This is a genomic window from Streptomyces sp. DSM 120436 (assembly GCF_055778765.1).
In genome coordinates, this window is record NZ_JBSKBS010000001.1 from 2,084,466 (window position 1) to 2,104,134 (window position 19,669).

General features: G+C 70.9%; 14 protein-coding genes and 2 pseudogenes. 11 read left to right on the forward strand and 5 right to left on the reverse strand.

Features of this window, described 5'->3' with window-relative positions; all coding sequences use genetic code 11:
- Positions 1-124: 124 nt before the first annotated feature.
- The gene (locus tag ACWH4W_RS09655) at positions 125-1,738 is read left to right on the forward strand and encodes a succinic semialdehyde dehydrogenase (protein ID WP_473075353.1); all 1,614 of its coding nucleotides are present in this window, start codon (positions 125-127) and stop codon (positions 1,736-1,738) included.
- Positions 1,739-1,919: 181 nt separating this feature from the next.
- Positions 1,920-3,737 carry a GMC oxidoreductase gene (locus ACWH4W_RS09660; RefSeq protein ID WP_473075354.1) on the forward strand — a complete coding sequence of 606 codons (1,818 nt, stop codon included), beginning with the start codon at positions 1,920-1,922 and terminating at the stop codon, positions 3,735-3,737.
- Positions 3,738-3,890: 153 nt separating this feature from the next.
- On the opposite strand, the gene ACWH4W_RS09665 is transcribed toward ACWH4W_RS09660, so the two are convergent.
- Complete coding sequence (locus tag ACWH4W_RS09665; protein WP_473075355.1) at positions 3,891-4,991, reverse strand: LAETG motif-containing sortase-dependent surface protein; 1,101 nt, start codon at positions 4,989-4,991, stop codon at positions 3,891-3,893.
- Positions 4,992-5,269: 278 nt separating this feature from the next.
- On the opposite strand from ACWH4W_RS09665, the gene ACWH4W_RS09670 reads away from it, so the two are divergent.
- Positions 5,270-6,493 (forward strand): hypothetical protein, encoded by a 1,224-nt coding sequence (locus ACWH4W_RS09670; protein ID WP_473075356.1) that lies wholly within the window; start codon positions 5,270-5,272, stop codon positions 6,491-6,493.
- 451 nt (positions 6,494-6,944) lie between these two features.
- Here the strand turns inward: ACWH4W_RS09670 and ACWH4W_RS09675 are convergent, their stop codons facing one another.
- Positions 6,945-7,241 carry a chorismate mutase gene (locus ACWH4W_RS09675; protein ID WP_473075357.1) on the reverse strand — a complete coding sequence of 99 codons (297 nt, stop codon included), beginning with the start codon at positions 7,239-7,241 and terminating at the stop codon, positions 6,945-6,947.
- 346 nt (positions 7,242-7,587) lie between these two features.
- Between ACWH4W_RS09675 and guaA the strand changes: the two genes are divergently transcribed.
- Complete coding sequence (gene guaA, locus ACWH4W_RS09680) at positions 7,588-9,168, forward strand: glutamine-hydrolyzing GMP synthase (protein ID WP_473075358.1); 1,581 nt, start codon at positions 7,588-7,590, stop codon at positions 9,166-9,168.
- Between the two features lie 19 nt (positions 9,169-9,187).
- Here the strand turns inward: guaA and ACWH4W_RS09685 are convergent, their stop codons facing one another.
- Complete coding sequence (locus ACWH4W_RS09685; protein ID WP_473075359.1) at positions 9,188-9,721, reverse strand: pyridoxamine 5'-phosphate oxidase family protein; 534 nt, start codon at positions 9,719-9,721, stop codon at positions 9,188-9,190.
- A gap of 157 nt (positions 9,722-9,878) precedes the next feature.
- On the opposite strand from ACWH4W_RS09685, the gene ACWH4W_RS09690 reads away from it, so the two are divergent.
- The 3 genes from ACWH4W_RS09690 (at position 9,879) to ACWH4W_RS09700 (ending at position 12,946) form a co-directional block, all read left to right on the forward strand.
- Entirely contained in the window at positions 9,879-10,673 is a 795-nt protein-coding gene (locus tag ACWH4W_RS09690) for a class II aldolase/adducin family protein (RefSeq protein ID WP_473075360.1), read from the forward strand.
- 264 nt (positions 10,674-10,937) lie between these two features.
- Entirely contained in the window at positions 10,938-12,218 is a 1,281-nt protein-coding gene (locus ACWH4W_RS09695) for a hypothetical protein (protein ID WP_473075361.1), read from the forward strand.
- A 206-nt stretch (positions 12,219-12,424) separates the two neighbouring features.
- A complete protein-coding gene (locus ACWH4W_RS09700; RefSeq protein ID WP_473075362.1) occupies positions 12,425-12,946 on the forward strand; it encodes a DoxX family protein in 522 nt (173 codons plus the stop codon).
- 76 nt (positions 12,947-13,022) lie between these two features.
- On the opposite strand, the pseudogene ACWH4W_RS09705 reads toward ACWH4W_RS09700, so the two are convergent.
- Positions 13,023-13,091, reverse strand: a pseudogene (locus ACWH4W_RS09705) (helix-turn-helix domain-containing protein); the annotation flags it as partial.
- 884 nt (positions 13,092-13,975) lie between these two features.
- On the opposite strand from ACWH4W_RS09705, the gene ACWH4W_RS09710 reads away from it, so the two are divergent.
- The 4 genes and pseudogenes from ACWH4W_RS09710 to ACWH4W_RS09725 all read left to right on the forward strand — a co-directional run.
- Positions 13,976-14,146 carry a hypothetical protein gene (locus tag ACWH4W_RS09710; RefSeq protein ID WP_473075363.1) on the forward strand — a complete coding sequence of 57 codons (171 nt, stop codon included), beginning with the start codon at positions 13,976-13,978 and terminating at the stop codon, positions 14,144-14,146.
- Positions 14,147-14,417: 271 nt separating this feature from the next.
- The gene (locus tag ACWH4W_RS09715; RefSeq protein ID WP_473075364.1) at positions 14,418-17,666 is read left to right on the forward strand and encodes an RHS repeat-associated core domain-containing protein; all 3,249 of its coding nucleotides are present in this window, start codon (positions 14,418-14,420) and stop codon (positions 17,664-17,666) included.
- Positions 17,667-17,760: 94 nt separating this feature from the next.
- Positions 17,761-17,946, forward strand: coding sequence for a hypothetical protein (locus tag ACWH4W_RS09720; RefSeq protein ID WP_473075365.1), 186 nt, complete (start codon positions 17,761-17,763; stop codon positions 17,944-17,946).
- Between the two features lie 404 nt (positions 17,947-18,350).
- Positions 18,351-18,968: pseudogene (locus ACWH4W_RS09725) on the forward strand (IS630 family transposase); the annotation flags it as partial.
- Positions 18,969-19,078: 110 nt separating this feature from the next.
- Here the strand turns inward: ACWH4W_RS09725 and ACWH4W_RS09730 are convergent.
- A complete protein-coding gene (locus ACWH4W_RS09730) occupies positions 19,079-19,516 on the reverse strand; it encodes a recombinase family protein (RefSeq protein ID WP_473075366.1) in 438 nt (145 codons plus the stop codon).
- Between the last annotated feature and the right edge of the window lie 153 nt (positions 19,517-19,669).

Genomic DNA, 19,669 nt, shown 5'->3' on the forward strand with positions numbered 1-19,669 from the left:
GCCGGCGGCGACAACGCGCTGATCAGCGGCTTCGTTGCCAGCTTTCACTGGCGGTGTGTGAGCCCTGCGGGAATCTGTTACCGACGGGTACACAAAGTGTGCGCCCCGGCATACCCTGCGCCTCATGACGGACGCGCAGACCCGGGAAAAAACCGGCACCAATCCCCTGGCCCCCGCCCCCCGGGGCGCCCGCACCGCCGCCGACGTGGTCACGCCGGAACTGGTCGCCCAGCTCACCAAGGGCGTGCCGGGCTCCGGCCGCACCGCCAACCACACGCCGTTCACCGGCGAGAAGCTGGCCGACCTGCCCGAGTCGACGCCCGAGGACGTGGCGAAGGCGTTCGAGGCGGCCCGCGCCGCCCAGGCCGTGTGGGCACGGATCCCGGTCCGGGAGCGCGCCGCCGTGCTGCTGCGCTTCCACGACCTGGTGCTCGACCGCCAGGCCGAGGTGCTGGACCTGATCCAGCTGGAGACCGGCAAGGCCCGGCTGCACGCCCACGAGGAGGTCCAGGCGGTCGCCGTCGCCGCCCGCCACTACGGCCGCCGCGCCGCCGCCTACCTGCGGCCCAAGCGGCACGCGGGTGCCATGCCGGTGCTGACGAAGGTCTCCGAGCTGCGCCACCCGCGCGGGGTGATCGGCCAGATCGCGCCGTGGAACTACCCCCTGGAACTGTCCGTCGGCGACGCGCTCCCGGCGTTCGTCGCGGGCAACGCCGTCGTGATGAAGCCCGACACCGAGACCTGCCTGACCGCGCTGTGGGCCCGTGACCTGCTGATCGAGGCCGGGCTGCCCGCCGACGTGTTCCAGGTGGTCCTCGGCGAGGGCCCGGTCGTCGGCCCCGAGGTCGTCCGGCACGCCGACTACGTCTCCTTCACCGGCTCCACCCGCACCGGCCGCGAGGTCGCCCAGGGCGCCGCCGCCCGCCTGGTCGGCGTCTCCCTCGAACTCGGCGGCAAGAACGCCATGCTGGTGCTGGACGACGCCGACCTGGACAAGGCCGCCGCCGGCGCCGTCCGCGCCTGCTTCTCCTCCGCCGGCCAGCTCTGCATCTCCATCGAGCGGCTCTACGTCCACGAGGCGGTCGCCGACGCCTTCCTGCAGCGCTTCGCCGCCCGCACCAAGGCACTGCGCCTGGGCACCGCCCTCGCCTACGGCGCCGACATGGGCTCCCTGGTCGGGCAGCGGCAACTGGACGCGGTGACCCGGCACGTGGAGGACGCCGTCACCAAGGGCGCCACGGTCCTCGCCGGCGGCACCGCCCGCCCGGACATCGGCCCCTACTTCTACGAGCCGACCATCCTCGACGGCGTCGAGGCCCCGATGAGCGTGTGCACCGAGGAGACCTTCGGCCCGGTCGTCTCCGTCTACCGCTTCTCCTCCGACGACGAGGCGGTGGAGCGCGCCAACGAGACGCCGTACGGGCTCAACTCCTCGGTGTGGACGAGGAACGCCCGGCGCGGCCGGGAGATCGCCGCCCGCCTGCGCACCGGCACCGTGAACGTCAACGAGGGCTACGCGCCCGCGTACGGCAGCGTGCAGTCGCCGATGGGCGGCATGAAGGACTCCGGTCTCGGCCGCCGGCACGGCTCCGAGGGGATCCTCAAGTACACCGAGGCCCAGACCGTCGCGCAGCAGCGGCTGCTGCCGATGGCGCCGTCGCTCGGCATGGACGACGAGAAGTACGCGGCCTTCATGAGCCGCAGCCTGCGCCTGATGAAGGCGTTCGGTTTCCGCTAGATCCGCTAGATCCGCTAGATCCGCTAGATCCGCTAGATCCGCTAGATCCGCCAGGTCCTCCAGATCCGCCAGGTCCTCCAGATCCGCCAGGTCCTCCAGATCCGCCAGGTCCTCCAGATCCCCCGCCCGGCCCGGTCCCGGCGCCCCTGCTTCGAACGAGAGCTTTCGACGAGGAGAGCACGTGTCACAGGAGAACTCCGCCCCCGCCGCCGGCGACGACACCGGCTACGACTACGACGTCCTCGTCGTCGGCTCGGGCTTCGGCGGTTCCGTCTCGGCGCTCCGGCTGACCGAGAAGGGTTACCGCGTCGGCGTGCTGGAGGCCGGCCGCCGCTGGACCCGCGCGTCGCTGCCGAAGAGCTCCTGGGACCTGAAGAACTACCTCTGGGCGCCCAGGCTCGGCATGTACGGCATCCAGCGCATCCATCTGCTGGGCAACGTGATGGTGCTGGCGGGCGCGGGCGTCGGCGGCGGTTCGCTGAACTACGCCAACACCCTCTACGTCCCGCCCGCGCCGTTCTTCGAGGACCCCCAGTGGGGCGGCATCACCGACTGGCAGGAGGAGCTGGCGCCGTACTACGACCAGGCGCGGCGCATGCTCGGCGTGCGGCTCAACCCGACGATGACCCCCTCGGACGTGCACCTGAAGGCGGCGGCCGAGCGGATGGGCGTGGGCGACACCTTCCACATGGCACCCGTCGGGGTCTTCTTCGGCGACGGCGAGGACGCCGACGGGTCGGTGAAGGCGAAGCCGGGGCAGGAGGCGCCCGACCCGTACTTCGGCGGGGCGGGGCCCTCGCGGCGGGCCTGCGCCGAGTGCGGCGAGTGCATGACCGGCTGCCGGCACGGCGCGAAGAACACCCTCAACGAGAACTACCTGTACCTCGCCGAGAAGGCGGGCGCGGTCGTGCACCCGATGACCACGGCGGTGTCGGTGACGGAGGACTCACGCGGCGGGTTCGCCGTCGCCACCCTCCCCACCGACGACCGCCGCAAGGGCAGGGGCCGCACGTTCACCGCGCGCCGGGTGGTGCTGGCCGCCGGCACCTACGGCACGCAGACGCTGCTGCACCGGATGCGCGCGGGCGGGCAGCTCCCGCACCTCTCGGACCGGCTGGGCGAGAGGACCCGCACCAACTCCGAGGCGCTGGTGGGCGCGCAGACCGACGACCGCCGCTACCGCAAGGTCACCGGCGAGCCGAAGGCCGACTTCACCCGCGGCGTGGCCATCACCTCCTCGATCCACCCGGACGAGAACACCCACATAGAGCCGGTCCGCTACGGCAAGGGCTCCAACGCGATGGGCTCCCTGTCGATCCTCCAGGTGCCGTACGCCGACCAGTCCTCGGGCGCGGCCCGGGTGCTCGGCTGGCTGGGCAACGCGGCCCGGCACCCCTGGCTGATGCTGCGGTCGCTGTCCAACCGGCGCTGGTCGGAGCGGACCATCATCGGCCTGGTGATGCAGTCGCTGGACAACTCCCTGACCACCTACCTCAAGCCGTCCGGGGTCGGCCGCGGACTGCTCACCGCGCGCCAGGGGCACGGCGCCCCGAACCCCAAGCAGATCAAGGCCGCGACCGACGGGGCGTCCGCGCTGGCCGCCGAGATCAACGGCTTTCCCGGCTCCAACGTCGGCGAGCTGACGGGCATGCCGCTCACCGCCCACTTCCTCGGCGGCTGCGCGATCGGCGACTCCCCCGAGACCGGTGTGATCGACCCGTACCACCGGCTGTACGGGCACCCCGGCATCACGGTCGTCGACGGGTCGGCGGTCTCCGCCAACCTCGGCGTGAACCCCTCGCTGACCATCACCGCGCAGGCGGAACGGGCGATGTCGTTCTGGCCCAACAAGGGCGAGGAGGACCCGCGTCCGGCGCAGGGGGAGGCGTACCGGCGGCTGGCGCCGGTGGAACCGAAGTCACCGGCCGTGCCGGCGAACGCGTTCGGCGCGCTGAAGCTGCCGTTCCTGGGGATCCCGGCGGTGCCGCCGAAGAAGTAGCGCACGCGCGCGGGAGAAGGACGCGAGAGGAACAAGAGGAGCAGGGGGAGCAGGGAGGGCGGAGGAAAAGGGGGAAAGGGGAAGGGACCTGTGCCCCCCTCCGAGCTCAGGTCCCTTCCCTTGTTCCGGGGGCCGCCGCGCGGGCGGCCGGTGTCACGCCTCGGTGCCGGCCTTACGGCGGCGGACGACGAACAGCGCACCCGCGCCGGCCACCACGGCCACGCCGCCGACCAGGCCGATCATGGGCAGGGCGGAGCTGGAGCCGGTCTCGGCGAGGCTGCCGGTGACCGTCACCTCGCTGACCTTCTCGAGCTCCTTGACGCCGCCGGTCTGCGGCTTGGCGTCGTCCGGCTCACCGGCGTCGGAGCCGGCCGCCAGGATGTCGAAGAAGTAGATCCAGCCGTTCGGGTCGTCGGCGATCCAGCAGCCCTCGGTGTCCGAGTACTCGGCGAAACCGCCGGTGAGGCCGAGCGCGTCCGGCACCGTGCCGCTGACGGAGAGCCGCAGCTGGTACGAGACGGACTGGCCGGCGCCCAGCGAGAACGCGGCGAACGCGGCACCCTCGCCCGCGGCGTTCGCGAGCGTGCTCCACCTGCCGGTCGCCTTGTCGTACACCTGGACCGTGATCCGGCCGGAGTAGTCGCGGACGTCCTTCCAGCCGACCGCGGCGACGCCGATCAGCGGCTTGATGTTCTCGATGTCCTCGTCGCCGCGGTTGGAGACGTCGAAGGAGAACGTGGTCCAGCCGCTGCCCGCGACGATCGTCTCGGGCAGGCCGGAGAGACCGCTGCGCAGGTCCTCGCTGAGTCCGGCCGTGTTCTCGCCGTTCTCGTCGAGGCAGAGCTGCGGGTCCTCCTCGGCCGGGGCGCTCGCGCTGGGGCTCGGAGCGGGGGCGGTGGGCGACGCCGGGGTGGTGGCGGACGGGGAGGACGAGACGGCGCCGTCGGCGCCGTCGCCGTTCTCGTCGTCCTCGGTCCCGTTCCCGTTCCCGTTCCCGGTCTCGTTCCCGTTCCCGGTCTCGTCGGTGTTCCGCTCCGGCTGTCCGTCCTGCTCGCCGGTGCCGGGCTCCGTGGACTCCGTCTCGGCGGGGTCGGCCGCCGGGGCGGACGGAGTGGTCGTCTCCGTCTCCGTGGACCGGGTCGCGGAGGCGGAGGAGGCGGGGTCGGTCGCGTGGGCGGCCGGGGCCGTGAGGAGGGCGGCCGGGACTATCGCTGCCGTCGCGGCCGCTGCGGCCAGGGCGCGGCGAAGCTTCATGAAGACCTCGGTGAGCTCGGCGTGCCGCGCGGTGGCGGCACGAGTCGAAAGGCGCCTTCGTCCGGGGCGCACGGGGGCTGATCCGTGAGATGTCAGTGAGTTGGATCACCGACGCTCACGGACGGTTGTCCTGGAACTCACAGAATCTTTACGTGATGTGGATCACGTGCGGACGGGGTGATCACCGGCGTAGGCTCGCCACCCACCAAGATCACGCCGGGCGGCATCACGCCGGGCGGCATCACGCCGAGCACCACACCGAGAGAGACCGCCGTCCCGTGGCCGAGAAGCCGTCCGAAGAGTCCCTGCCGCAGCCCGCCGTCCCTCCGGACGACGTGTGGGAGAAGTTCCTCCAGGACAGTCAGGCCGGCATCCCCGCCTCCGCGCCCAAGGAGCCCTCCGCCCGGGCCCGCATGGTGACCGAACGGCTGCGCGCCATGGACGAGGCGCGGGCCGCCGCGGTGAGCGGCCGTCGCGGCCGGTTCGGCAGGAGGAGGCCCGCCGCGCCCGCCCGGCCCGAGGGGTGGCGCACGGGGCCCGCCTGGCAGGAGATCGACGGCCGGGCCGCACGCCGCCGCACGGTGTGGAGCGTCGTCGGCGTGCTGACCGCCGCCGCCCTGGCCGTCGTCGCCGTCAACCCGTCGGCCGCGCTGTCCTGGCTGCCCGGCGGACTCGGCGGCGGGGGCACGGAGGCGTCCGGCGCCGGGCCGTCGCCGCTCGCCCCCGAGACCGCCCGTCCCACCGGCGCGCCGGGCGAGGCTCCCGAAGACGTCCCCACCCGGGAGCGGCCGTTCGCCGGGTCCCCGGCCGCCCGCTGGGAGTCGGGGGCGGACGCCGTCCGGCTGCCGGAGGCGAAGGCCGTGAACGGGGTGCCGGCCGAGCGGATCGAGGACGCGCTGCGCGGCGCCAAGGAGTTCCTGGTCTCCGCCAACCTCGACCCCGCCGTGCTGAAGGGCGCCGAGCCCGAGGAGGCGCTGGCCCTCGTGGACCCGCTGCAGACCGACTACCTCGTGGAGCTGCGGGCCGCGCTGCGGAAACCCAGCGAGGGCAACGACCCGGTGTCGACGATCACGCGCTTCGACCCCGGGAAGACCGACCTGGTGGGCGAGGTGCGGGTGCGCGGCCGGATGACGGTGGCGCCCGACGAGGAGGCCGAGGGGCGGGCGGTGATCACGGCCGACTACACCTTCGTGTACGGGGTGGCCCGCGCCGGCGGGGACGAGACGACCCGGGTGATCGTCCGCCGGGTGCTCCAGGTGGACGCGGCGGACCCCGCCCGCTACCAGGGCACCGAGGGACGCCTGTGGATCCGGGACGTCCGCGGTGAGATAGGCAACGACGACTGCCAGGACGGCGACGGGCTGATCAACCCGTACTTCTCCAGCGACCTGCGGACCGCGCCGCCCTCGCCGACCGGCGAGGCCCGCGACCCGTACGACCGCAGCCGGAGCCTCTCCCGCAGCGGCGACCCGGACGAGTGCGGGGTCGTCACCCGCACCTGAGCGGCACCGGTGCCGCGGACGCGTCGGCCGGCCCCGGGCGTCCCCGGGACCGGCCGATCTCTCGCGTGACCGGGACGGCTGTCCCCTGCCCCCCGGTCACCAGTACCGGAACGAGGTCCCACGACGTACGGCACGATCCGTACGTCTCATCGCTCCGGCGAGCCACGCGTGGTGCTGCTCCGGTCCGCCCCTGGCTGGCGCGGACACCGGTACCAACGACCGGCCCGGCCCGCCGGTCACGCGCCGGACGGGTGAGGGGCGATCCGTACGTCAGTACCGGGAACGCGGATTCACATCGTGCCCCGGCACGGCTCCGGCGGGGTTCAGGCCTTCCCCGGCACGGCTCCGGCGGGGTTCAGGCCTTCCCCGGCACGGCTCCGGCGGGGTTCAGGCCTTCCCCGGCACGGCTCCGGCGGGGTTCAGGCCTTCCCCGGCACGGCTCCGGCGGGGTTCAGATCTTCCCCCGGCACAGCTCCAGCAGGGTCATCGCGAGTGCGGTGCCCGGCCTGCCCAGGGCCTCCCGGTAGGTGGCGAGGATCTCCATCTCGCGGGAGAGGTTCACGCGCCGGCCGCCGGAGGCGATCCGCTCCTGCTGGATCACGGCGGACACCGCCATCCGCTCCTGCACCAGCCCGATGATCCGGTCGTCGAGCGCGTCGATCCGTTCACGGGCGTCGCCGATCAGCGCGGCGGCCTCGGCGGTGCGGGCGCCGGTCTTCTCGGTGGGCTCGGTGGTGGTGGCGGTCATGTCAGGGCTCCTCGGTGAGTGGTGGTGCGGGGCCCGGGGCGACACGGTCGGTGAAACGCCAGGCGCCCCGGACCATGTCGGCCCGGGGCGCCTGGGAAGTCGCTTGTCAGTTGCTCAAGCAGCACGACCATGGCAGCCGGCGGGCCGGGTGCCATAGGTAAAGAGGAAGGTCGGGTGCGTGAGCATGCGGCCAGTATGCCGGGCCGGGCCGGTCCGTCCAACGTCCGGCCCGCATGCTGAGACGGGGCGCGGGACGCCGTGCGGTGCGCGGCCCGGGACGGACCCCGCCGCCGTCTCGGTAGAATCGGGAGGCACAAGACCCCTCCCCACCGCCGGAAGGCACCTCGTGTCATCAGCGACTCCCGCTGCCAACGCGCCCGACACCGTCCTGGTCGTCGACTTCGGCGCGCAGTACGCCCAGCTCATCGCCCGTCGCGTCCGCGAGGCGCGGGTCTACAGCGAGATCGTGCCGAGCACCATGCCGGTCGCGGACATCCTCGCCAAGAACCCCGCGGCGATCATCCTCTCCGGCGGCCCCTCGTCCGTGTACGAGGAAGGCGCCCCCCGCCTCGACCGCGAGCTCTTCGAGGCCGGCGTCCCCGTCTTCGGCATGTGCTACGGCTTCCAGCTCATGGCGCAGACCCTGGGCGGCCAGGTGGACAACACCGGCGCCCGTGAGTACGGCCGCACCGGCCTGCACGTCGCCAAGAACTCCTCCACCCTCTTCGAGGGCACCCCCGAGGAGCAGGCGGTCTGGATGTCGCACGGCGACGCCTGCTCCGCCGCCCCCGAGGGCTTCACCGTCACCGCGTCCACGGACGTCGTGCCGGTCGCCGCCTTCGAGAACGACGAGAAGAAGCTCTACGGCGTCCAGTACCACCCCGAGGTGATGCACTCCACGTACGGGCAGCAGGTGCTGGAGCACTTCCTGTACCGCGGCGCCGGCCTCAAGCCGGACTGGACCACCGGCAACGTCATCGACGAGCAGGTGGCCGCCATCCGTGAGCTGGTCGGCGACAAGCGCGCCATCTGCGGCCTGTCCGGCGGCGTGGACTCCGCCGTCGCCGCCGCCCTGGTGCAGAAGGCCATCGGCTCCCAGCTGACCTGCGTCTACGTCGACCACGGCCTGATGCGCAAGGGCGAGACCGAGCAGGTCGAGAAGGACTTCGTCGCCGCGACCGGCGTCCAGCTGAAGGTCGTCGACGCCGAGGAGCGGTTCCTGAAGGCGCTGGCCGGGGTCTCCGACCCCGAGCAGAAGCGGAAGATCATCGGTCGCGAGTTCATCCGGGTCTTCGAGCAGGCCCAGGCCGAGATCATCGCCGACGAGGGTCCCGCGGTGGAGTTCCTGGTGCAGGGCACCCTCTACCCGGACGTCGTCGAGTCCGGCGGCGGCACCGGCACCGCCAACATCAAGTCCCACCACAACGTGGGCGGGCTGCCCGAGGACCTCGAGTTCAAGCTCATCGAGCCGCTGCGCCAGCTGTTCAAGGACGAGGTCCGGATGGTCGGCCAGGAGCTCGGCCTGCCCGAGGAGATCGTCCACCGCCAGCCCTTCCCCGGTCCCGGCCTCGGCATCCGCATCGTCGGCGAGGTCACCAAGGAGCGGCTCGACCTGCTCCGCGAGGCCGACGCCATCGCCCGCGAGGAACTGACCGCGGCCGGCCTCGACCGGGACATCTGGCAGTGCCCCGTGGTGCTGCTCGCCGACGTCCGGTCGGTCGGCGTCCAGGGCGACGGCCGCACCTACGGTCACCCGATCGTGCTGCGCCCGGTCTCCAGCGAGGACGCCATGACCGCCGACTGGTCGCGGCTGCCGTACGACGTCCTCGCGAAGATCTCCACCCGCATCACCAACGAGGTCCGCGACGTCAACCGGGTCGTGCTGGACGTGACGTCCAAGCCGCCGGGGACCATCGAGTGGGAGTAGTCCCCGAGTACTCCCGCGGTCAGGTCCGCTTGCGCGTGCGCACCGGCGCTCCGGGCCTCCAGACCTGCACGACGAGATACGTCTCGTCCTCCACGTAGGTCCGCACGACCTCCGTGACCTCGGTGCGGAAGAGGTGGAACGGCTCCGGCGGTTCCACCTCTTCGGCGTACCGGGCCCGGGTCTCCGTGTCCTCCTCCGGCACCTCGACCGCCCGCCCGGCGATCCGTACGTCACCGCCGCCCATGGTCGTGCCCTCGCCCGGGTTGGCCTGGAGCGCGAAGCGGGGGTCGCGGCGCAGGTCCAGCGCCTTCATCGACCCCGGCATCATGCCGAACCACAGCTCGCCGTTCAGGAAGCGCACCTCCAGACCCGTGGTGCGCGGCGAGCCGTCCCTGCGCAGGGTCGCGAGGACGTGGTGCGTGTGGGCGGCGAAGCGCTCCTCGACGGTCCGCGCCAGGTCCGGCTCGGCCGCGGCGAAGTCCCCCCAACCGACGGCTTCTTTCTCCGTGCGCCTGTCGTCCGTGGCGTTCACACTGTCCTTGATCGTGCTCATGGAGCGAGTGTGACGTGGATACCCGACATCCTCTGTCGGGTATTCGGGTGTTCCACCGGGTATCCGGCGGGTGTCCGGCGTTACGGAACAGAGCTGTCGTACGGCGCGGCCCACCGGTACCTTCCGCCCCGTACGCGAACCCCCCGCGGGAGGACTCATGCACGGGCCCACTCCGCCCCTGCCGGTGCCCACCGACAAACTGCAGTTCGCCATGCCGCCCATGCACGAGTCCGTCGAGGACGAGCGCAGGCACCGCAAGGAGCGGCTGGCGGGCGCGCTGCGGCTGTTCGGGCGGCTCGGCTACGAGGACGGTGTCTCCGGGCACATCACCGCACGCGACCCCGAGTTCAGCGACTGCTTCTGGGTCAACCCGTTCGGCATGCCGTTCCGGCACGTCACGGTCAGCGACCTGGTGCTCGCCAACCAGGACGGCCAGGTCGTCGAGGGCGGACACCACGTCAACCAGGCCGCCTTCACCGTGCACGCCCAGGTGCACGCGGCCCGGCCCGACGTCGTCGCCGTCGCCCACTGTCACTCGGTGCACGGCCGCGCCCTCGCCGCCCTCGGCGAGCTGCTCGACCCGATCACCCAGGAGAGCTGCGCCTTCTACGAGGACCACGCCCTCTACGACGCCTACACCTCCGTCACCGTCGACCCCGAGGAGGGCCGCCGGATCGCCGCCACCCTCGGCTCCCGCAAGGCGCTGGTGCTGCGCAACCACGGGCTGCTGACCGTGGGCGACTCGGTGGACGCGGCGGCCTGGTGGTTCGTGACCATGGAGCGCTCCTGTCAGGTGCAGCTCACCGCGCGGGCGGCCGGCCGTCCCGTGCTGATCGGCCACCGGCAGGCGGTGGCCACGCGGGAGCAGCTCGGTGGGGACCTGGTGGCGTGGATCAACTACCAGCCGATGTGGCGGGAGATCACGCGGAGCGAGCCGGATCTGCTGGACTGAGCGCGGGTCGTTCGTGCCACTCGTTCGTGCCACTCGGGCGTGTCAGCCGTGCGTGTCGGTCGTGCGTGCCGGTCATGCGTGCCGCCGGGGGCGCGTGCGTCAATCCGGCGCCTCGAAGTTCACCCACAACGACCGGGCCCGGAGGTCGGGGCGGGCGTGGCGTAGGGCACAATTCGCTCTCGATGCGGGGGAGTTGTCCGATGGCCGCCGACGGCGGTCGTGGTGTGCCGGGATGGGTCAGCAGTGGGGAAGGCGGCTTCGGGCGTGGCGGTGCAGGAGGCGAGACGGGGCGGAGCGGGCCCGGCTGCCCACGAGGGCGGTTGCACCTGCGGGGACTGTCCGCACGGGGCGCGTGAGGGGCATCGGCGCGCGGTCGCCGCGTTCCTGGTGAAGCGGGACGAGTACGCCGCCGGCCAGGGACTCCCGGCCGCGGTGGCCCACTCCGCCTCCGCCTCCCGGCAGTGGGTCTCCGAGGAACTCGCCCAGGCCGCCGAGGCGGTGGCCGAACGCGGCCGGGCCGAGGGCGCCGCCTGGCTGGCCCGCCTGTGGCAGCGGACCGCGGCCGTGGTCTGGGCCGGGGTCCTCGCGCTGCTGCTCGTGCAGGCGCTCACCGCGATCGGCGCGGGCTGGACCTCCGCACGCACCGCCGGGCTGCTGTCCGCGGTGCTGGTGGCGGGGGCGCTCACCGCGGCGTCCTGGTTCCACCGGGCGCGCGGCGGCGCGCTGGCCCCGGTCATCGGCGAGGACAACCGGCTCTCCACGTCGCGCGCGGTGGCCGGCGCCTGGGTGCTGTTCCTCGCCTTCGCGGTGCTCGTGCTGGTGGGACGGCTGGCGGCCGCCTCCGGGCCCCGGGAGCGGGACGCGCTGATCGACGGACTGGAACTCGCCCGCGGCGCCGGCGTGGTGACCGTCCTGGCCGTGGTCTGCGGGATCGCGGTGCTGGTGCGCCGGGTGGTCGGGCTCCGGGTGCAGGGGCAGCGGCTGCAGAAGGTGCGCGCCCACCGGCCCCGGGCGGCCGATCTGCTCACCGACGACTCGGGCCGGGGCAGCTTCGCCGACATCCAGTACGTCGTGATCAACGGCGTCGCCCTCGCCTTCGCGGCCGTGCGGCTCGCCCGCCGCCCGGACCAGCTCCCGGACCTGCCGTGGGGGCTGGCCGTGGTGGTGCTGGTGTCGGCGGGCACCTACCTCGCCGGAAAGTACGCCGAGGGCGGGCGCCCGGTGATCCTGTCCGTGGTACGGGCCCGGGAGGCCGGTGACCTGGACGCGCCGATCCGGACCGGCGACGACATCGAGATCCGCGGCACCGGGTTCGTGCCGGCCGGGGCGCAGGGCGCGGACCGGCTGGCGCGCATGGTGGTACGCGTCGGCGCGGTGAACGTCCACGTCCCGCTGGTGCCGGTGGTGGGCGGCTTCGACAACCCGACCGACGACCTGCTGACCGTGCCCGTGCCGGCGGAGGTGGAGCCCGGCCGGGTCGACGTGCAGGTGGTCACCGCGGCCGGCGTGGAGACCAACCGCTACACCATCGACGTCACGGAGTGACGGGGTGCCGGGGCGCCGGGGCGCCGGGGCGCGGAGTCAGGGGCGGCGCGTACGGGGTGCGGTCGGCCCGCACCCCGCACGCGGTGTCGTAGCTGGTGAGTCGCTGTCGCTTCCCTGAGAAAACGCTGTCGGCCGGGTCCAACCGGCGCCGAGTGCCGTACGTTCGATCTGTCCAGGTGGGACCGGAGTCGAGAGGCAGCGGACGAATGACGCACGGCATGCGCGCAGACACCTACACCCCCCGTCCCGACGGTGACGGAGGGCTGTGGGACACCGCCGCCCGCTACGCCCTGCTGCCGCTGCGGATCTTCCTCGGCGTCACCTTCGTCTACGCCGGCCTCGACAAGCTCACCGACAGTGCCTTCCTCAAGGACTCCGGGGCCGGATCGATCGGCGACATGATGCGCGCCGTCCGCGACTCCTCCGCCCTCCCCGGACTGGTCGACGTGGCGCTGGAGAGCCCCGTCGGCTTCGGCTACGCCATGGCCTTCGGCGAGCTGGCCGTCGGCATCGGCACCCTGCTCGGGCTGCTCACCCGGATCGCCGCCCTCGGCGGAGCGCTGATCTCGCTCAGCCTGTGGCTGACCGTGAGCTGGGCCGCCGAGCCCTACTACTACGGCAACGACCTGCCGTACATGTTTTGCTGGGTACCCCTCGTACTGGCTGGCGCGCCCTTCTGGTCACTGGATGCCCTGATCAGGAACCGGCGTGGCCGAGGGCGCCACTAGGGGTGTGACCAGCGGAAACGGGCATGAAGAAGGCCCCTGGCCAACGGGTCAGGAGCCTGTCTGGGGGAGCTGTCAGCTAGGAGAGGTGACGGTAGAGCGTCGCCCTGGAGACTCCCAGGGCCTTGGCTATGACCGTAACGCTCTCCCCCTTGACCTGCCGACCGTGGCCGTGTGGTCATTACTATCTCATAATTGATCGTTTGTGAGACGGCGCTCAGAGGGACACTGGAGGGCTCAGGGCCTATTGATGAGAAACTCATGGGGTTCTCGTCCAGGGTGTAACGGACGTGTGGGCTGCCGAAGTAGCCGCGGACGATGTGCGGCTGGCGTTGGCGTATGCGGAAGAGCTGGCGCGTTCCGACGGTGAGTTCGGCCTGCTTCCGGGCCCGGTGCTGTCTGGGCAGGCTGTGCTTGAGGTCGGGGTTGACCAGTTCGTCGGGGTTGAGCTCGGGCGGGGACGGCGGCAGAAAGTGCAGCTCGACATCCTCGGCGCGGGCGGTCGGTCTCCGGTTGGTCCCGTGGCTTGCTGCGGTTCTGTGCGGCTTGGCCCCAGCCGTTCTGGAAGGGTCTCTCGCCGGATGAGGGGTGTGAGGCTTTCTCGCGGGTGCGCAGAAGGGCCCAGGCGAGGGTAATGGCGCAGGTGGTGTACCAGGGCAGAGGCCACACTGCGTCCCACCACGGTGACCGAGGTGCGAGAAGCAGGTCGGTGGCGGCGGTGGTCATGCCGGCGGCGAGGCTCCAGCACAGCAGGCGTCCAGCCCGTTGCGCGGAGCGCGTGAGCCGAGGCGCGGAGACGCGGTGGTGACGGGTGGGGTGGGGGCAGGGCGTGCGTCCGCCCGGTGTGCTCATCGGAGGGATGTCCTTCACGACGGGGGTGGTTGCCGCGAGCTGGGGGACCACGCATGCAGGACGGGCCCAGTGTGCATTTGGTGGAGCGGGGCCGCAGATGCCTTCCGTGGGCACCGCGTCCTCTGAGCCAACTTCTCCGCCCGGTGCTTTCACGCCGTGACCGGCAGGGACACTCGATGAGTGCTGCTCGGCAGCGAAGCGGACAGGTTTGAACATGGCCGAAAGAATGCGGTCGCTGACCTCGACTTCCATGAGGAAACCGCGGGTCAGCAGGTCTCGGTCAAGACGGCCCCCGGAGCCAGTAACGGAATTATCAATTCCACCCTTCCCTCATGGTGGTTGAGGTATTGAAGTCCCGTTTTGTTCCGCCGAAGCGGTGGGGCTGGTTCCGGCCCGCATACAGAGGACCTCCGAGGGCACGGTGCGTCGCTTTGTGTGTGCCTTGTGACAGCTTGTGAGGCGCCGGTGACCGTGTCGGGTCACCGGGTTTGACCGTCTGTCTGGCGCACTTCTGACTTCCTGTGGGGGGAAGCCGATGCATCCGCGCGTTGCGCACACGCCGTTCCGGCGTGCCCGGAGAACACACCGAACCGCTCTCGTCTCCGCGATCACCACGGCCGCCGTGGTGATCGCCGCCGCTCCCGGTCTGGCGGCGACTGCGAAGCCGCAACTACCCGAGCCGGAGAGCCCGTGGACGAAGCCGACGAAGGTCGAGGCTCCCGCCACGCCGGCCGGACCGACCCGGGCCCCCGGCTCACAGGCGGAAGCCGAGCCGTCGGCCGAGGTCGCAGCCTGGCGAGAAGACCAGAAGGCCCGCACCACCGGTGCGGAACCCGCCAAGGGTTCGACGTCCCGTTCTGCGGCTGCCGCGGGCGTCGCTGCGTCCGGCCATCTGCCCGAGGGGCAGGGCGAGGTGCCCTGGCACCAGATCGTCGACACCCGCCTGAACGACGCCCTGGTGGCGCGGGTGAACGTCTCCAACGGCAACCTGATGCTGGCGGCCACGGACTTCGACATCGCCGGCGTCGGCCAGAAACTCCAGCTCACCCGCACCTACAACTCCCTGGAAGCCCCGTGGGGGAAGGTCTCCCAGCGCTGGTGGCAGGGATACGAGCGCTACCTGCAGATCAACGACGGAGAAGTCGACGTCTTCGACGCCACCGGCGAGCTGCTGCGCTTCACCGCCAACGCGGACGGCACGTACACCACGCCGGCCGGCTACTCGAAGGACCTGAAGAAGAACGCGGACGGCACCTACACCCTCACCGACCGCAAGTCCGGCACCAAGGACACCTACAACGAGCACGGCACCCTCACGAGGGTGACGGACAGGAACGACGGCACGATCACCGTCGACCAGCACGACGAGGGCGCCGAGCACAAGGGCTTCAAGCTCACCGAGGCCCGCTCCGGCCGCTGGATCGACCTGGTCAAGACCTACCCGAACCAGTGGCAGGCCAAGGACCACACCGGCCGCACCGCCGTCCTCGACCTCGACGGATCCGGCAACCTGACCAAGGTGGCAGACACGGCGGGCAGGGCCACCACCTACGCGTACGATGCCTCCCGCCGCCTGACGAAGGTGACCACCCCCGAGGGCACCGTCACCCTCTTCACCTACGACAGCCACAACCGCGTCACCTCCATGCAGCGCGCCACCCAGTCGTCGTCGAGCGGGCACACGGGCCCGACCTGGCGCTACGACTACACCGCCCCCACCCCGCAGGACGCGGGCACCACCACGGTCACCGACCCCGACGGCGACGCCACGAAGTACGTCCACAACGCCGACGGCGAGGTCACCAAGGTCACCGACCCACTCGGCCACTCCCGCCACGCCACGTACAAGAACCACCTGACCCAGACCGCGACCGACGCGATGGGCACGGGTGCGGACGGCACGGGCGGCAACACGACCACGTACGGCTGGGACGGCCGCAACAACCCCGTCTCCCAGAAGCTTCCGATGGGCGCCACCGCCCAGGTCTCCCAGTACCAGACGATCGCCGGCACCGACCTGCCCAGCGACATGACCGGCGCCGACGGCCGCAAGGACACCTTCACGTACGACACCAACGGCAACACGCTGTCGGTCACCACCACGGGCACCGCCGGCGCCACCCGCGAGTACACCTACAACAAGGACACCCCCACCTGCGGCGGGTTCGAGGGCCAGCGCTGCACCGCCAAGGACGGCAACGGCAAGGTCACCTCCTTCACCTACGACGGCAAGGGCAACCTGATCAAGGTCAAGCCCCCGGCGCCGCTGGGCGAGACGACCTACACCCATGACGCGCTGGGCCGGGTGGAGACGGTCACCGACGGCCGCGGCATCACCACCGTCTACGCCTACGACACCCGCGACCGCGTCACCAAGGTGTCCTCCACCAACGCCACCGTCACCTTCTCCTACGACGGCGACGGCAACGTCAAGTCCCGCACGGACGCCTCGGGCACCACCGAGTGGGACTACGACGAGCTCAACCGCGAGAGCGTGCGCACCCTGCAGAACGGCGCGCAGACGGCGCTGGCCTACACCCCGGGCGGTGACGTCGACTTCTACACCGACCCGACCGGGAAGACGGACTACACCTGGGACAAGGCCGGCCGCCTGGACCACCTGACCGCGCCGGACGGCAAGAGGACCGACTTCGACTACGACAACAACGGCAAGCGCACCAAGACCGTCTACCCCGGCGGCACCACCCAGACCGTCACCCTCGACGACAACGGCCGCCCCCAGCGGATCAAGACCACCTCCGGCACGCAGACCTTCGTCGACCTGACCTACAGCTACGCCAGCGCGGGCAAGGACACCACCAAGATCCGCACCCGCACCGACCACCTCACCAACTACAAGACCACCTACACCTACGACTCCCAGGACCGCCTCACCTACGCCCTGGAAGCCGACGCGGCGGGTGCGCGGAAGGCGTCGTGGCTGTACTGCTGGGACAAGGCGGGCAACCTCACCAGCCAGGACGGCAGCAAGAACGCCTGCCCTGGCGGCACGACCTACACCTACAACGACCCCAGCGAACTGACCGGCAAGAACGGCTCCACCACCGGCTGGTCCTACGACAAGCTCGGCCATGAGACCGCCGCGGCCAGCGGCACCGCCCGCACGAACGGGACCTGGACCGACTACAGCCAGCTCTCCGGCATCACCGCGGGTGGCACGACCTACGACCTGGTCCACGCCGGCACCAGCAACTACGAGCGCACCAAGCTCGGCTCGACCTGGTTCCACCACACGGCCCTCGGTCTCGCGTCCACGAGCACGAACGGCGTCGACACCGGATTCATCCGCGAACCGGCGGGCACGCTGAACTCCATGACGACTGGGGGGAAGTCCTACTACTACCTCACCGACGCCACCGGCAACGTCCTCGGCCTCGCCGACGACACCGGCAAGCGCACCCACACCTACGCCTACGGTCCCACCGGCCTGCCCCGCGGCACCACAACCGAGGCCGTCCCCCAGCCCTACCGCTACGCGGGCGCCTACCTGGACCCGACCGGCCTGTACAAGATGGGCCACCGCTACTACGACCCGTCACTCGGCCGCTTCACCCAGCCCGACCCCTCCGGCCAGGAAACCAACCCCTACCTGTACGCCGCCGGCGACCCCGTCAACAACGCCGATCCCACCGGATTGTTGAGCTTCTCTGATGTCCTCGACGCGGGAGAAACGATCTTCAGCGCCGCCACTGGCTGCCTGGCTGGGATCGGCGCTGCAGCCGAGACCGGCGTCATTCAGGCAGCGACCGGCTTCTTCGGAACGGCGGGCACCGTGGCATCGGGCGCTCTGGCCTGTGGAGTCGGAGCAGGAGCAGGCCTGATGAACGCAGACATCATTTCCTACGGATGACCCGGGGGACGCCACCCCCGTATCAGCGAAGCCAATGAAGCCCCTGGTGACGACTGCTCCAGTCGTCACCAGGGGACAACCCCGAGGTGAAACCATGGCCAGCAATCCCGCGACAAAGCTCACGCTCTTCGTAGTACTGGGAACCGCTTTCGGAGTGCTCTGCATCATCCTGGGCGTCAGCAACGAAAACTACGCCCTCCTGGGGGCTGGGGTGCTCGCGGCCGTGGGCGGTCTGACCTTGACCGGGCTGGCGATCGCTCGCCAAAGGTCAGGAAGGTGACCTGGACGCACATGTCGTCCCTCAGCGGCCCCGCCGCTGAGGGATTTCGCGCGCTGGCGCCCGCTATTGATCCGAAACGGTTCGGGTTCCGGGTCGTTGGTGGGGTGTGAGCGATCTGGTGGGGGACGCACGGCATTTGTCGCCGTCGGTGCAGGAGGCCCTGCGGCTGCGGGCGGTGGCCGCGTTGGTGGCGGGGCGGGAGCGTGAGGACGTGGCGGCGGTCTTCGGGGTGTCGCTGAAGGCGGTCGACAAGTGGTGGGCGAAGTGGCAGGCGGGCGGCCGTGGTGCGCTGGTCATGGGGCCGCGGGGCAAGCCGGTCGGCGTGCACCAGGTGCTCGGGGAGGCCGAGCAGGCCGCCGTGCGGCAGGCGATCCTCGACCACCGGCCCTGTGACGTGGGGTTGAGTGGACAATGGTGGACGCGTCGGCTGGTCGGCGAGCTGGTCGCGAAGCTGTACCGGGTGTGGCTGGCCGAGCCCGGAGTGGGCACGTACCAGGCGATGGGGGCTGTCCTTCCAGCGTCCGGACAAGCGGGCTGTGGAACAGGACCCGGAGGCCGTGCGCCGCTGGCACGAGGAGACATGGCCGGCGATCCGGGCGAAGGCGAAGAGGGGCGGCGGCGAGATTCTGTTCGCCGACCAGGTCGGCATCCGCTCCGACCAGCTCACCGGCCGCACCTGGGGCGAGAAAGGCAGGACACCCGTGGTGCGGCGGAGCGGGAACCGGTTCTCGGTGAACGCGATGTCTGCGATCAGCACCAAGGCCCGGATGCACTTCATGGTCTTCACCGAGCACTTCACCGCCGAGGTGATGTGCCGCTTCCTGGACCGGCTCGCCGGCCACTTCGACCACAAGATTCACCTTGTGGTCGACGGGCACTCCGCGCACCGCTCGAAAAAGGTTCGGGACTGGCTCGCCACCCACCCCGACGACGTCGAGCTGTACTTCCTGCCCCCGTATTCGCCCGAGCTCAACCCTGACGAGTTGGTCAACGCCGACCTCAAGCACAGCCTGCCCAAGCAGCACCGGGCCCGGGACCAGGCCGAACTCGCCGCAGAGAGCCGCCGCTTCTTCCGCAGACGCCAGCGACAACCGCACATCGTCCGCGGCTACTTCGGCAGCCCACACGTCCGTTACACCCTGGACGAGAACCCCATGAGTTTCTCATCAATAGCCGCGAATAGATCGATGATGACGTGCCGAAAAGGGCCGAGCGTATCGAGTACCGATTCCTTGACGGAAACCAGAGACTTGCCGCCATGTGCAGTCGCCCATTTGATCATGTCCTGCATGTCAACGAATTTGCGGACGAACCTGTCCATCTTCCAGAAAAGCAGGAGATCAAATTCAGGTGCTCTGTTGTTCAGCCACTCTCCGAGTTCCGGTCTCTCGAACGGATGAGATTTGGTAGCGGAGATGTGGGCGTCCTTGGCCACTCCTACGACCTGCCACTCAAGGTGTCGCCTCTCGTGGACGTAGGCCATGCAGTCCCGCAACTGCCGTTCCAGAGAGGTGGACGAGTCGGTCTCATTGCTGATCCGGAGGGCGATCAGTACCCGCACTGTCTTCATGAGGGGACCCTGTAACAGCAGTAGGCCAGTAACCTGCCGTACCTCATGGCCTGGACCCCGCTGATCCTGGCCGGGGCCCCGCTGCTGTCCCTGGACGCCGCCCTCCGCGGCTGCTGTCCCTGGACGCCGCCCCCGCGCGCGCCGCCGACGCGA